The sequence below is a fragment of the Saccharothrix sp. NRRL B-16314 genome (assembly GCF_000716595.1).
Classification (GTDB): domain Bacteria; phylum Actinomycetota; class Actinomycetes; order Mycobacteriales; family Pseudonocardiaceae; genus Actinosynnema.
In genome coordinates this window covers 43,718-57,610 of sequence record NZ_JNXC01000040.1, presented here as the reverse complement: position 1 = coordinate 57,610, position 13,893 = coordinate 43,718, and the positions used below count along the sequence as shown (strand labels likewise).

Genomic DNA, 13,893 nt, shown 5'->3' with positions numbered 1-13,893 from the left:
CACCCCTGCGCGGGGCGGCGGCCGGCAGGCTAGTTTGCTCGGGTGAGCCTCCTCGATGACGTGGCCGAACGCGACGGCTGGCGGTGCTGGGTGTGCGACGAACCGGTCGACCCCGACATGTCCGTGAACGACCCGAGGGGGCCGAGCGTCGACAGCCGGACCACCGACCGGAAGGCGAAGGTCGCCGAGCGGCTCGCGCACCGCGGGTGCAACACCCGCAAGGGCGCGGTGAAGGTGGTCATCGCCTGGCCGGACCGCCTGCACGTCGCCGACCCCGCGCCGCTGATCACCGTCGCCGACAGGCTGGAGCGCAAGGGGGGCCGCGAGATGGTGGCCCGGTGTCCGACCGAACAGGACGCCCGGGAGGCGGCGGACTGGCTGGTGGACCGGTTCTCCCGCTTGGTGCCCACCCTGCCCGTGACCGCCGACGTCCAAGCGGGCGGCGGCCAGTACGTGGTCATCCTCACCACCGGCCGCCGCTGACCCGGCGGTGAACGGCGATGGTCAGACAGGATGGCCCTCGCCGCCGGGGCGCATCGGGCAAAGCCGACACGCCCGCGGTCGGCGGCCGTGCGGTGGGGAAAGCGCGTGAAGGCCCCGTTCACCGAGTTCGACCCGGTGCCGGTGGCCTTCACGAACTTTCAGTCCTTGGCGAGGCTGAACTCGACCGCGGCGTTCACATGCAGTTCGGTGGTGTCGTAGAGCGGCACGTCGGGGACGTCAGACTGGCGGATCAGCAGGCCGATTTCGGTGCAGCCCAGGATGATCCCCTCCGCGCCATCCGCGACCAGAGAACGGATGATCTCGACGTACCGGGCGCGGGTGGCGTCCGTGAAGATGCCCTTGGCGAACTCTTCGAAGATCGTCTCGTGCAGGTAGGCGCGGCCCGGCTCGTCGGGCAGTCGGACGTCGAGCCCGAAGCGGTCGCGCAGCCTGCCCGCGAAGAACTCCTTCTCCATGGTGAAGCGGGTGCCGAGCAGGCCGACCGTGCGACGGTTGTCGGCGACGATCGCCTCCCCCGTGACGTCGGCGATGTGGATGAGCGGGATGCCGATCTCGGCCGCGGCCTCGTCGGCCACGTTGTGCTGGGTGACGCAGGCGATCAGCACACAACCCGCCCCGCCCTTTTCGAGCCCCTGCGCGAGTTCGGTGACCTTGCGGCCGACGGAGGCCCAGTCGTCCGCCCCGTGCCACTGGATGATCTCCTCGAAGTCGGTGCTGTTGAGCAGCAGCCGCGCGGAGTGCCTGCCGCCCAGGCGTTCCGCGACCTTCTCGTTGATCATCCGGTAGTAGGTGGCCGAGCTTTCCCAAGCCATGCCGCCGATGACGCCGACGGTCCTGGTGTCCTGCATTCTGTCTCCTCGGAAGAGGTCAGGTGGTCACGAGTTTCCGGTTGGGATCGGGCATCCTCGCGATCAGGACGACGCTGAGCACCGCGAGGCCGCCGGTGACCACGATCTCCAGCAGGTACGAGCCGGTCGAGTCACGGGTGTGCGCGCCGAACTGGCTGCTCAGCGCGGCGCCGATCTGGTGCGCGGTCCAGATGAAGCCCATCACCGCGCCCTTCACCTCGACCGGGAACGACTTGAGCACCCACATGGAGGTGGCGACGACCGTCACCAGGTAGCTCAGACCGAACAGGCACCCGAACACGATCACGGCGACGACGGACGTCGACAACGAGATCAGGAACATCGACGCGGCGCGAATCAGGTAGCCGCTGATCAGCACGTTCTTGATCAGGCCGCGGTCGCACAGCCTGCCCGCGATCAGCGAGCCGACGATCTCGAACAGCCCGAGCAGGATGACGCTCGTCGCGCTGATGTCGGTGTGGACGTGCATGTCCCCCATGAACGGGATCAGGTGCACGTCGATGAACGCCATCGTCGCGCCGCAGGCGAAGAACGCGCCCGCCAGTCCCGCGAAGGTGGACGTCTTCAACGCCGAGGCGATGCTGGGACGCTCACCGGTGGTCGAAGCCGAGGCGGGTGGCTTCACCTCACCGCGGAACCGCAGCGCGGTGAGCGGCGTGATGACGCCCAGCAGCAGCACCCCGAGCCCGATGAACACGCTGTTCCAACTGGTCCTGCCGTCGAGCCACGTCCACAGTGGAACCAGCAGGATGAACCCGGCGGCGGTGCCGTTCGTCAGCAGCGCGTAGAAGAAACCCTTGCGCTTCTCCGAGAACAGCCGGTCGACCAGCACGCCGAGCGGCACGTACGAGAGCATCGTGTACGCGAACGCGGCCAGAATCCCGTACACCGCGACGAAAACGGCGAACGACGGGACCACCGCGCACAGCAGGAACGCGATCCCCGCGCTCACCGTGCCGATCAGCAGCACCCGACCCGGTCCGAGCCGGTCGGCCAGCGCGCCGGTCAACGGCGCCGCGATCGCGTACGTGATCGCGAAAGCCGTGGTGGCCAGCGCGAACGTGCCGCGCTGCTGGCCGAAGGACTCCGCCATCGGCAGGAAGTAGACCTGTACCGTGTTCTTGAGCGAAGAGCCGAGCAATGAGATGACAAACCCGAGCACGACGGAAGCGGCGAGGACGCCCCCGCCGATCCTCGCCGCTTTGTCAGCCGATCCTAATTTCACCGCACTCCAGTCAGATGGCGTTCGGCGACGCCGTCGTAAACCCCCTGGAACAGCTTGCAGGTGTGTTCCACAACCTCGAGCGCATCCTGCTGCATCTTCGCGTCGGTGCACAAGTCGTTCACCAGGGCGATACCCTCGCGGACGTGCCCGACGTCTTCCTTGGCGTGCACCGAAAAGAACAGGGTGTCCTTGTCGGTCAGACCGTAGACGTCACCCAGCAGCGAGTGCCGGTGCTGGCCCGCGGTGTCCTCGAGGTTCTGGCCCTCGCTGGCGATCGCGACGGCCGCCGCGCCCAGGTGGTAGGTCTCCGGGTTCTTGACCAGGTCCATCCGGTAGTCGATGAGCTCCTGGGTCTGCGGGTACGGCTTGACCGCGTCCCTGGTGGCGTCGTCGACCCGGATGGCCCGCACGAAGTCCTGCATCAGGCGGACGTGGTTCTTCGTGCCGGAAAGGCGGCCGGTCTCCTCCTCGTACATGTTGACCATGAGCGCCTTCTTGTGCTTGGGCAACGGGCAGTAGAAGAAGAGGTGCTCGATGTAGGTCAGGAAGTGCTTGGTGAGCTGGTACCCCTGCAGGGTCATCGCCTGCAGCAACTCCCAGTTCGCCTCCGGCTTCACGAGCTCGGAGACGAGCGGGTGCGCCACCGAGGTGTGCTTCTCGATCGTGGCGTAGCACTGCTTCTTGAATTCATCCTTGCTGAGCACGGGATACCTCCTTGTCGAAAAGCCTTGACTTGAGCTGTTCCACCGGCTGTGCCAGGTAGACCCCGGAGTAGCTTTCCGCGCCGATCCGGCCGTAGTCGTCGAGCCTGCCGTACTCGGCGAACCCGTAGGAGCGCCAAAGCCTTTCCGCCCTGATGCCCGCGCGGACGTCGAGCCTGAGAACGTCGATCCCGATCTCCTCGCAGTGGCGGACCACCTCGCGGAACGCCGTGGTCACCACCCCGCCACCCCGGTGGTCGGGGTGCACGGCGCCCGTCGTCAACTCGCCGATGTGGCGCTGGTTGGCCGTGGCCGGCCGGTTGATCGCCACACAGGCGACGACCTCACCGGATGCCGCCCGCACGGTCAGCACGTACGTCTGACCAGACGCGATGCCCGCGGCCAGTTTCGCTTGCAGGGCCGTGGATTCCTCGGCCGTCGGCTTGGCGGGCAGGCCGACGAACGGCTCGTCGACCGACACGGTTTCGATCAGGCGGATGACCTCGGCGACGCCGGAGTCGATTCCGGCCGTCAGCCACACGCATTCATACACGGTGAAGCCCCCAGTTCGCAGCCCAAAAGAGCGGCGTAAAACCCGACAGGTTCGATCAAAGCGACAGGTGCGCTGAATTTGCCCCCCGGAAACCGACACTACCCACGCCCGCGGCGAATCGTCAACCACATCTCAGGCAATGCGACGGCATTACTCCGTTGCGCACCGCGAAGCACCCGTGTGGCCTAGTGCGTGCGACTGGGGCGCTGGGTACGTTGGATGGCGTACGTTCAGTGCGATCTTCGGCCGCTGGGGCCACCGAGGGTCACCGGCGACTACTGGGGTGACGCAGTCTCCATCAAAAGTGGAGTGCGCGAGCGGAAGTCATTCGAATACGCCACCATCGCATTCTGGGTGATCACGGCATCAATCTGCTCACGCGCGAGCCCTCATGGGTGGGACTGTTCGGGGAGGACTGGGGGGACATGGCGATCCACGAGAGTGTGCTGGAACTGATCGGCGGAACACCGATAGTCCGATTGCGACACTTCACCGTGCACAATGGCGCGGAGGTGCTGGTCAAGGTCGAGTCGGCCAATCCGGGGCGCAGCATCAAGGACAGGGCCGCCCACTTCATGATCGACCAGGCCGAGGCGAGCGGCAGGCTCCGCCCCGGGGACACCATCGTCGAGTCCACATCGGGCAATCTCGGCAAATCGCTCGCCCTCATCGGCGCGGTCAAGGGCTACCGAGTCATCCTGGTGGTCGACCCGAAGACACCGACGTCCGTGCTGCGGTACGCGAAAGCGCTCGGCGCGGAGATCGAGCTGGTGGACACCCCCGACGAAGGCGGCGGCTACCAGCGGCAGCGACTGGAGCGCGTGCGACAGTTGCGGGCGGACGATCCCACCGTGTTCTGGCCGGATCAATATCGCAATCCGGACAATCCGCGCATTCACGCGGAGCAGACCGCGGGCGAGATCCTGAGCGATCTGCCCGAATTCGACGCGCTGGTGGCGGCGGTCAGCACCGGCGGTCACATCAGCGGCCTGTCCCGGGTGCTCAAGGAGAAACTGCCGGACCTCGTCACGGTCGCGGTGGACGCGGCGGGCTCGGCGGCATTCGGCTTCCCGTTCCGCGGCTACGCGATGCGAGGGCTCGGGCTGGCCTGGAAACCGGGCAACCTGGACCTGTCGGTGGTCGATCGGGTCCACCTGGTCGGTGACCTCGAAGGCATCGCCACGAGCCGGGCGCTCGCGCGTCACGAGGGGTTGCTCGTCGGCGAGTCGGCGGGCGCCGCGGTGTTCGCCGCGCTGCACCACGCGCACCACCACCCCGGCAGCCGCATCCTCGTGGTCGCGGCCGACGACGGCGCGAACTACCTGGGCGAGTCCTTCGACGACGAGTGGCTGCGCGAGCGCGGACTCACCGCGGTGCTCGACGACATCACACTTCGCGAACCCGAACACCTCATCGAACTCGCGCGCCACCCGGCGAACCCGGCCGTCCAGGCGGAGTCGCTGCACGTCCAGAAGGAGGTCGTGCCGGCTGAAGCGTCCCGCTGAGCGCGCACGGTCGTGACAGGACGGCCCGATCGGACCTCGCCGCGCCCGCCTACTCGGTGAACATGGTGAACGAACGCGTCTTGTCGAAACGCTTGGCGGCGAGGTCGTCGGAGCTGATCAGGAAGCACCCGTAGTAGAAGTCGCTCCGGGTGTGGAACTGGGCGAGCGGCACCCACTCCCGGATCAACCGGTCCTCCTCCACGCCACGCAGGCGGACTCGCTCCGACCTCGGGAGGTCGGCACCGTGGCGGTGTTCGAGGTTGGCACGCGCCATCTGCGTCCACGGTGTGTCCTGGCCGCCGATGTCCATGCAGTGTCCACCGATGCTCAGCGCGGAGTCCCGGTCCGCCGCCGGCCAGAGTTCTTCCACCAGCTCGCAGAGTTCGTCGATGTGCTCGAGGTCGCCGAACAGCTGCTGCACGGAATCCGACTCGGCCGTGACGTCCCGCTCTTCGATCCATTCCGGCAGAACAGGCTCTACCCGCGCGGAAAGCCCGCGCTCGGGGGTGAGGAACGGGATGTCTTCGTGGAAGGACGTCGTGCTGCCGTGGTCGGACGGCGGTGACGCCACCGCCGTGTCCGTTCCTGCCGGGACGTACAGGACCCGCGCGAATTCCGGTTCTTCCGCGTGGGGATGGTCTTCCAGGTCGTCCTCGTGGTGCAGGAAGAAGAGCAGCGAGCCGTCCGACGGCAGCGGAACCCCCTCGGCCCGCGGAAGGGCCGCACAATCGACGGAGGCGATGAACGGCAACGGAGAACCGCTCCGACTGCTCGGCCACTCCACGCCCACCGGCAACCGGGGAAGTCCGCCCGTGTGCCCGACGATCTCGTCGTCGGGGCCGCCGGCGGCCGTGCAGATCGCGAATCGAAGCTGATCGGCGAACTTGCCGACCTCGTCGTCCGGGATACCCCGATCGCTCGCCGCGCGACGGAATTGCTCGTAACGGTCCATGGTGGACCATGATCGCAGATGCGAGCGTTCCACCGAATCGGGCCCGTGTGGCAGACCTGCGCCTCGGAAGAGTCGAGCCGGCCCCACCCCCTGGTCGGGACCGGCTCGACGGAATGCGGTCGAAGAGCGGAATCGACGACCGCCTCGACCTCACCGCTCCGAACCGCTCCGGCTTGACCGGTCCGAACCTTTCGGCTTACGACCAGTGTTGCACCCGGCGCGAATTCCCACCATTGGCGCTTCCGCCATGCAGGAACCGCCACACCGGGGTGCGGTACCGCCCGCATTCCACTGGACGAACGCGACCGCGGCACCGACCCGTGACGCCACACCGAGTTTCAGGATGATCCTGCCGACGTGTGCCCGCACGGTGCGTTCACCGATGCCCAGGCGATGCGCTATTTCCCGGTCGGTTTTATCGCTCGCTATCACTTCGAGCACTTCGAGTTCTCGTTCACTGAGGGCAGCGAAGTGCCCTGTCGACCATTCCGGGCGCATGATCCTCCTCAGCCGAGGCGCACTGACTCGGAACGGTCGTCATCCCACCCGGCCACGCCGATCACGACCGGCACCGCGGTGACGTCCTCGATGACCAGGCCACCGTGCGGCACCGGGTGAGGGCGATGGCACCGGGTTCCGGTCTGCCGGCCGACGTTGACGCACCACGACACCCCGATCACCGTGAACAGCACCGCCATCATCACGACGGCGACGATCCGCGCCCCGGCGGTCAAGTCGCCGATCGACAGCGCCACGACCGCTGTGCTCCCCGTCGCCACCAGGACGCACAGCATGGCCAGGACCGGCCGCGCCAGACCGACCAGCAGGGGGACGACGACGTCCCGGACGTTCGGCGTGCCGGCCGTTCGATCTTCCTGGCGCACTTCCACCGGCGAATCGGGTTCGACGTCTTCCCGCTGCCCGACCGGCTCGTCCGTCACCGCCGGGCCGTCCACCGGCACGACTCCGCCCTGCAGTTCGCACCACAGGACCACGACCTTCTCGACCTGTGGTTCGGGCAGCCCGCACGTGGCGGCGAACGCCCGGACCTGGTCCATCTTCGCGGGCAGCGAAGAGTTCTTCTGGTCGTTCACGAACCGGTAGGCGGTGCTGCGGGGGATGCCGCCACGGGCGGCGATCTCGGCCGGTGTGAGCCCGGACCGCACCTGGATCCGACGCAGCAGGGAGATGAACTCCGACGCGCTGCCGGCCTTCAGGTCGTCGTCCGTCATCGGCACGGCGCGCGGTCGCTGTTTCGGCACGTCGGGCACGTGCTGCGTTATCGGTACGACGTTCGCCGGATTCGCGGCGTCCAGCCGCTTCCACGCGTTGTGCAGGTGCTCGACCGTGGACCTGTCGGCCGCACAGGCACTCAGGACCTTCCGGTAGAAGGGCCACTCGCGGACCCGCTGCTGCACCCCGGCGCGCACGACCTCGGTCGAACGGCCGACGTCCTGGGCCACGTCCGGGATCGACAGACCGGCTCGCCTCAGCTCGCCCCGGACAGCTCCGAGGAACGCCGCCGGCGACGTCCGGTACTCGCGATCCCGGACTTCCGGTGACGTCATAACGCCCACCCGCCGTGGCAGGACCGCCGACACCCGCCGCGGCCCGCATCCGCCTGCCGGATTTCCGAGAGACAGCACAAACCCATGAGTCGCCCTCCTGTGTGAGGACGTCGTCGCGTGCTCGCTGATCGCTCGGTACAGGCGACGACGCCGTGCAGTCGATCGTTCGCGTAGGCCGGTGACCCGACTACCGCGCGGACAGTTGGCCCTGTCGGCACGAGGTCCCGGACGAATCTCCGGACCACACAAGGCTTACCACCGCCCCATCGCCGTTTGCACGGGACTTCACGGGATCGCTGGTGAACACGCCCGTTCCCACGTGTGGCGGCATCCCCCGGCCTGTCCTGCAACGTCCCACCGCGTCCACGTCCCGGCTCCGCGTCCACCGCCCCGCTTGGCCGCCCGACCCGGCCCGACCACCGGCACAACCGGTGTTTGCGCAGATGGCAGCGATCCCACGGCGTCCAACAGCTTGGTCCCGCACCGTCATCGGCGGGTATGTTCGACGAGCACCCGCACCACGGTTCCGAAAGCGCGCCGTGCAGTCGCGCTCCGGAACCCGTCGGCCTCCTGTTGGCCCAGGAGGTCGACCACCACCCGCCCGTACGTGCTCGCGTGCCGTCGGCAACTCGACCCGACCCGTTGGTGGTCCGTCCGGCGGAAATCCGCACCACGGGGTCGTCGGCGCAGTAGCCTGCCGACAAAGATCATTGGGCTTGGGGAGGGTGGGTGCAGGCGCCGTCGACGGTGGTACAACTCGTCCTCTTGGTCTTGCTCGTGCTGCCGGGAATCTCCTACCAGTTCGTGCGTGAACGCCTGCGCGGTCCGGTGCCGTGGGAACGCGACCTCGGTGAACGCGTGCTGCGCGCGATCGTCGCGTCGATCGTCCTGGACTCCGCCTACCTGGCCGTCGCGGGCCCCGCGCTGATCAGGCTCACCCGCGGCACGCCGCCCGGTGAGCTGAACGGGTTCGTCCAGCAGCCGCGGGCGGTCGGCGCCGTGGCGGTGCTGCTGTTCCTGGTCGTGCCCGCCGCCGCGGCCTTCGCCGTCTCGCTCGTGGAGCGCAGGCGCCGCAAGTCGACCTACCGGCGCACGCCGACCGCCTGGGACCACGCGTTCCGCGACCGCGAACCGTGCTTCGTCCGGGTCAGGCTCAAGGACGGCAACTGGGCGGGCGGTTGGTACGGGCACCGGTCGTACGCCACCTCCTACCCGCACCCGGCCGAGCTGTACCTGGAATCGGCGCGGGTGATGACGCCGGAGGGCGAGTTCGGACCGAGGGTCCAAGGGACGGCGGGTGTTCGCCTGCGTGCGGAAGACTTCGACGTGCTGGAGTTCATCAGCGCGAGCGGCGACGTGAAGGCGGTGGGCGATGACGACCGGTGAACCCCGACCCCTGCCCGACGCGGAGGACCTGCTCCTCGGCAACGGGCGCGGATTCACCCCGAAGCAGGACGTGGAAGAGCCGGAGGAAGCCCCGCCGGGCAAGGCGGGCACCTCCCGCACCCCGCCCGCCGAGGAGTAGCCGGTGCACCCGGGTGAGCGGTTCGACCTCGCGCTCCGGGTCGCCCGCTTCGACCCGAGCCCGGCTGCGGTCGAGGCGGCGATCGAGGCGGGCAGGGCCGCCACCGCGCCTGGCGCCGAGGACCGCGTGCGGCACCTGTCGAACCTCGGCGGCCTGCTCCAGACCCGGTTCCACCAGACCGGTGAGGTCGGGTACCTCGAAGAGGCCATCGCCGGTGTGCTGACCGCGCTCTCGGAGGACGTGGACGAGGCGCAGGAAGCGAGCCTGCGCAACAACGCGGGCATGCTGCGGCACACGCAGTTCCAGCACGCGCGGGACTGGGACGTGCTCACCGACGCGGTGCAGTTCAGCCGCACCGCCGTCGCCATCGCGCCGGACGGGCCGCTGAGAGCGGACTACCAGCGCAACCTCGCCGTCGCGCTGTCCACCGCCTTCACCGTGACCCGGGACCTGGACCTGCTCGAAGAGGCGATCGAGGAGGCCCTGGACTCCGTGGAGGAGTCGGGCGACGACGCGGACAGAGGGCTGAGCCTGCACTTCTTCGCGTTCCTGGCCCGCCGCTGGTTCGAGGCAACGGGTGAGGTCGAGGCGCTGGACCAGGCGATCGACGCGGAACGCCGGGCGGTCGACCTGACCCCCGCCGGGTTCACGGACAAGCTCGACCGGTTGGCGCTGCTCGGACACCTCCTGGACAACCGGCACCGGTTGACCGGCGACCGGGCGGACCTCGCCGAACTCGTCGACGTCCGCCGGACCCTGGTCATGATCACCCCGTCGGGGCACCCGAGCTTCACCTCCTACCGGTCCGGCTACGAAGCCGCGGCGCGGGCGTGGACCGAGCTGACGGGGGAACACGAGCCGGACAGGATCATCTCCCCGTCCGACCGGTCGGGCGTCCGCTCCCACCACGCCGTCGAACTGACGATGCGGTTCAACGAGACCGGCGACCGCGCGCTGCTCGACCGGGCCGTCGAAGAGGCCGAGGCGGCCGTCGCGGACACCAGCGTGCACCACCCGCAGCGGTCCGAACGGCTCGACGTCCTGGCCTCCGCCCTCTTGGTGCGGGCCGAGGCCGACGACGACCGGGCCACGCTGGTCGAGGGGGTCGCGCTGCACCGGGAGGCCGTCGCGACGATGCCCGCAGGGCACCCGTACGAGTCGCGTTTCCACCTCAACCTCGGCGCCGCGCTGGGCGCGGCCTTCCACGCCACCGGCGAGCTGGCGTGGCTCACCGAAGCCGCCGAGGTGGTGCGTCGGGCGGTCGACAGCGCGACCAAGGCCTCCGACCGCGCGACCGCGCTGTCGAACCTGGCCGTACTGCTGTACCGGCGTGCCACCACGACCGGGGAGTTCGCCGTGCTGACCGAGGCGATCGCGGTGGCCCGCGAAGGCCTCCGGATCGGGGCGGACGTGGTCGCGGGCCACGCGAATCACCTGTCCAACCTCGGGGCGATGGTGTTCACCTTGTGGCGCCGCACCGGACAGGCTGCGGCGATGAACGAGTGCATCAAGCTGCACGAGGCCGCCGTGCAGGCCACGCCGGAGCGCCACCCGCACCGGCCGAGGCTGCTCGACAACCTCGGCGGAGCGCTGATCGCGGCATTCGAGCGCTACGGCGACCACGACGCGCTGGACCGCGGCATCGACGCGTACCGGGCCGCCGTGCTGGGCTGCGACCCGGCCCTCGCCGAGCACGCCGGCTACCTGGCGAACCTCGGCGGAGCACTCCGCCAGAGGTCCGCGGTCGCCGCCGACGAGGGCGTGCCGGACGAGGAAGCGCTGGCGGAGGCGATCGACCTGGGTCGCCGTGCCGCGCACGCGGACGCGGCCAACCCCTACCGGCGCGGGAGGAGGTTGACCGGGCTGGGCAAGTCGCTGCACCTCCGGTTCGTCCACCACGGCGACCGCGCGGCTCTCGCCGAGGCGTTGGACGCCTTCCGCGAGGCCGCTGCCGCGCCCGCGTCACCGACGGACGACCGGGTCACCGCCGCCGAGCTGTGGGGCACGGTCGCAGCGCAAGCCGGTGAGCACGCCTCGGCGGCGGAGGGCTTCGCCGCGGCGGTCCGCCTGCTCCCCCAGCTCGCCGGACGACGGCTGGGCCAGGGCGACGCCCAGTACTGGCTGGGCCGCTTCGCCAACCTCGCGGCCGACGCCGCCGCGTGCTCGTTGACCGTCGGGAACGTCGAGGAAGCGGTGACGTTGCTGGAACTCGGGCGCGGGGTGCTGGCCGCGCAGGCGTTCGACGGCCGCAGCGACCTGACCGACCTGCGTGAGCGCGCGCCGGAGCTGGCGGACCGGTTCGCCGCGCTGAGCGCCGAGATCGAGTCCGACACCCCGCGCGACCGGCTGCTGGTGGCCGACGAGCTGGCGGCCGTGACCGCCGAGGTCCGGGCGCTGCCGGGACTGGAGCGGTTCCTCCGGCCGCCGTTGCTCGCCGAGCTGACCGAGCAGGCGCACGAAGGTCCCGTGGTGCTGGTGAACGTGAGCCGCTACCGCTGCGACGCGCTCATCCTCACCCCGTCCGGTGTGCTGGTCGAGAACCTGGTGCGCCTGACGGAATCGGAGCTGAGAGGGCGGGTCGAGGCGTTCCGGGCCGCGCTCGCCGTCCGGGGCGGGCGCGAGGAGCGCTTGGCGGCGGAGGAGGTCGTCCACGACACCCTGGAGTGGCTGTGGGACGCGGTGACGGGTCCGGTGCTCGACCGGCTCGGGCCGGCCGGGGGGACGGACCTGCTGCCCCGGCTCTGGTGGGCGCCAGTCGGTGTGCTGAGCCTGCTGCCGCTGCACGCCGCCGGGCACCTGCGCTCCGGTGGCCCCGCGGTCGCGGACCGCGTGGTCTCGTCGGTGACGCCCACCGTCCGCGCGCTCGGCCACGCCCGTTCCCGGACGCGCCGGGACGGGAACCCGAGCCTGCTCGTCGTGGCCGTGCCCGAGTCGGCGGACGCGCCGGACCTGCCCGGTGCGCGCGAGGAGGCGGAGCACCTGGTCGCACGGGTGGCGGGCAGCACCGTGCTGTCGGGCCCCGACGCCACCCGCGACCGGGTCCTCGCCGCGCTCCGCACGAGCACCTGGGCCCACTTCGCGTGCCACGGGTACAGCGACGCGGACAACCCGTCGGACAGCCACCTCGCGCTCACCGGCGCGCCGCTGCACGTGCTCGACGTGTCGCGGTTGCGGCTGGACCACGCGGAGTTCGCCTACCTGTCGGCGTGCGACACCGCCCGCACGTCGGCGCTGCTGTCCGACGAGGCGATCCACCCCGCGTCCGCGTTCCTGATCGCCGGGTTCGCCCAGGTCGTCGGGACGCTGTGGGAGATCCACGACGCGCTCGCACCGCGGATCACCGAGTCGATCTACGAAGATCTGCTGGCGGGCACGCCGGACGCCCGCCGCGCCCCGTTCGCCGTGCACCGCACCGTCGGCCGGCTCAGGGAGCACTACCCCGGCCTGCCGTCATTGTGGGCCGCGTACGTGCATGCGGGCGCCTGACGTTGTCCCCCGGGGTTCGGCCGGGGTCAGGCGGCGGTGAGCGCGCGGGTCTCCGTGCCGGTGTCGTTGAGGGTCGCGGTGAGGACCTCGTCCAACGGTGTGGCCTGCATCCCGAAAACCGCCTCGATCCGTGACGAGTCCACGAGAAAGGGACGATGGCTCATGTAGTGGGTTTCCCAGAGCTCGTCCCAGACCGGGGCGGTGGCGCCGAGCAGGGTCAGTTCCCGGTCGGTCATCTCCGCCAGGCGTGGTGGTGCGGCGGTGGCCAGTTCAGCCAGCCGGGCCGCCATTTCCCTGATGGAGTGGGTGATGACGGGTGCGTGCCACGCCTGCCCGAGGCTGCGCTCGTCGCGCGCGACCGTGACCAGGGCCTGGGCGGCGTCACCGATCGACGTGTAGGCGTGCGGGGTGTCGAGGGCGGCGGGCGAGGGCGAGGCGCCCGGTCAGCACCTTGGGCACGATCATCGTGGTGAAGATCGAGAAGGCGCCGGGTCCGATGAACTGGCCCGCGCGCACCTCGGTGACCCGCACCCGACCCTCGTCGTGGGCGGCTTTGGCCTCCTCCCACATCCGGGCGCGCACCTTGCCCTTGGGTCCGGTCGCGGCGAGCGGGTGTTCCTCGGTGAGCGGTTCGTCGACCGGCCCGTAGGCGTAGAGGTTGCCCAGCATCACGTACACCGCGCCGGTGCGCTCCGCGGCCGACAGCACGGAGCCGAACAACGGCGGGACGGTCTGCGGCCAGGTGTGGTACGCGGGCATGGCGCAGTTCATCAGCGTGGTGGCGCCCTCGGCGAGTCCGGTCAGCTCGTCCGCGTCGTTGGCGTCCAACGCGACCCGTTCGATCAGCGGGTGTTCCGGACCGGCACCACTGCGGCTGATCATCCGAACCTCGTCGCCGGCTCCGGTCAGCAGCTCGGCGGTGGCGCGGGCGGTGGCACCGTGCCCGATGATCACGTGGAAGGGCATGATTCTCCTTGGTGCGACGTTGTGTTCCTGACGTGATCC

At 69.8% G+C, this 13,893-nt stretch carries 14 protein-coding genes; 5 read left to right on the top strand and 9 right to left on the bottom strand.

The window, feature by feature from the left end; all coding sequences use genetic code 11:
- Positions 1-42 precede the first annotated feature (42 nt).
- Positions 43-483: a hypothetical protein gene (locus tag OQ02_RS35425; RefSeq protein ID WP_033443043.1), complete on the top strand. Its 441-nt coding sequence runs from the start codon at positions 43-45 to the stop codon at positions 481-483.
- Between the two features lie 158 nt (positions 484-641).
- Here OQ02_RS35425 and OQ02_RS35420 read toward each other — a convergent pair whose 3' ends face one another.
- Genes OQ02_RS35420 through OQ02_RS35405 form a run of 4 tightly spaced genes read right to left on the bottom strand, consistent with a single transcriptional unit; the run spans position 642 to position 3,981 of the window.
- Entirely contained in the window at positions 642-1,352 is a 711-nt protein-coding gene (locus OQ02_RS35420) for an aspartate/glutamate racemase family protein (RefSeq protein ID WP_033443042.1), read from the bottom strand.
- A 19-nt stretch (positions 1,353-1,371) separates the two neighbouring features.
- Positions 1,372-2,535: an MFS transporter gene (locus OQ02_RS35415; protein WP_051773191.1), complete on the bottom strand. Its 1,164-nt coding sequence runs from the start codon at positions 2,533-2,535 to the stop codon at positions 1,372-1,374.
- 59 nt (positions 2,536-2,594) lie between these two features.
- Positions 2,595-3,302, bottom strand: a complete 708-nt coding sequence (locus OQ02_RS35410) for a TenA family transcriptional regulator (RefSeq protein WP_033443041.1) — start codon at positions 3,300-3,302, stop codon at positions 2,595-2,597.
- Positions 3,286-3,981, bottom strand: a complete 696-nt coding sequence (locus OQ02_RS35405; protein WP_081916169.1) for a GNAT family N-acetyltransferase — start codon at positions 3,979-3,981, stop codon at positions 3,286-3,288. The genes OQ02_RS35410 and OQ02_RS35405 overlap by 17 nt, the downstream gene beginning before the upstream one ends.
- 296 nt (positions 3,982-4,277) lie before the next feature.
- Here OQ02_RS35405 and OQ02_RS35400 point away from each other — a divergent pair, with 296 nt between their 5' ends.
- Positions 4,278-5,357, top strand: a complete 1,080-nt coding sequence (locus OQ02_RS35400; protein ID WP_081916168.1) for a PLP-dependent cysteine synthase family protein — start codon at positions 4,278-4,280, stop codon at positions 5,355-5,357.
- Positions 5,358-5,406: 49 nt separating this feature from the next.
- Here the strand turns inward: OQ02_RS35400 and OQ02_RS35395 are convergent, their stop codons facing one another.
- From OQ02_RS35395 to OQ02_RS35390, 3 genes are all read right to left on the bottom strand, one after another.
- Positions 5,407-6,309, bottom strand: coding sequence for a DUF1963 domain-containing protein (locus OQ02_RS35395; protein ID WP_033443040.1), 903 nt, complete (start codon positions 6,307-6,309; stop codon positions 5,407-5,409).
- Positions 6,310-6,459: 150 nt separating this feature from the next.
- Positions 6,460-6,807: a helix-turn-helix domain-containing protein gene (locus OQ02_RS46845; protein WP_081916167.1), complete on the bottom strand. Its 348-nt coding sequence runs from the start codon at positions 6,805-6,807 to the stop codon at positions 6,460-6,462.
- 8 nt (positions 6,808-6,815) lie between these two features.
- Positions 6,816-7,877: a hypothetical protein gene (locus tag OQ02_RS35390; protein ID WP_033443039.1), complete on the bottom strand. Its 1,062-nt coding sequence runs from the start codon at positions 7,875-7,877 to the stop codon at positions 6,816-6,818.
- A gap of 729 nt (positions 7,878-8,606) precedes the next feature.
- Here OQ02_RS35390 and OQ02_RS35385 point away from each other — a divergent pair.
- Genes OQ02_RS35385 through OQ02_RS35380 form a run of 3 tightly spaced genes read left to right on the top strand, consistent with a single transcriptional unit; the run spans position 8,607 to position 12,888 of the window.
- On the top strand, positions 8,607-9,263 hold the full coding sequence (locus OQ02_RS35385) for a DUF6338 family protein (protein ID WP_033443038.1): 657 nt from the start codon (positions 8,607-8,609) through the stop codon (positions 9,261-9,263).
- Positions 9,250-9,402, top strand: a complete 153-nt coding sequence (locus tag OQ02_RS45195; RefSeq protein ID WP_197043639.1) for a hypothetical protein — start codon at positions 9,250-9,252, stop codon at positions 9,400-9,402. Before OQ02_RS35385 ends, OQ02_RS45195 begins: the two co-directional genes overlap by 14 nt.
- Positions 9,403-9,405: 3 nt before the next feature.
- Positions 9,406-12,888, top strand: coding sequence for a CHAT domain-containing protein (locus OQ02_RS35380; protein WP_033443037.1), 3,483 nt, complete (start codon positions 9,406-9,408; stop codon positions 12,886-12,888).
- A gap of 26 nt (positions 12,889-12,914) precedes the next feature.
- Here the strand turns inward: OQ02_RS35380 and OQ02_RS46305 are convergent, their stop codons facing one another.
- On the bottom strand, positions 12,915-13,178 hold the full coding sequence (locus tag OQ02_RS46305; protein WP_231500364.1) for a hypothetical protein: 264 nt from the start codon (positions 13,176-13,178) through the stop codon (positions 12,915-12,917).
- 91 nt (positions 13,179-13,269) lie between these two features.
- On the bottom strand, positions 13,270-13,854 hold the full coding sequence (locus tag OQ02_RS46300; protein WP_231500363.1) for an NAD-dependent epimerase/dehydratase family protein: 585 nt from the start codon (positions 13,852-13,854) through the stop codon (positions 13,270-13,272).
- Between the last annotated feature and the right edge of the window lie 39 nt (positions 13,855-13,893).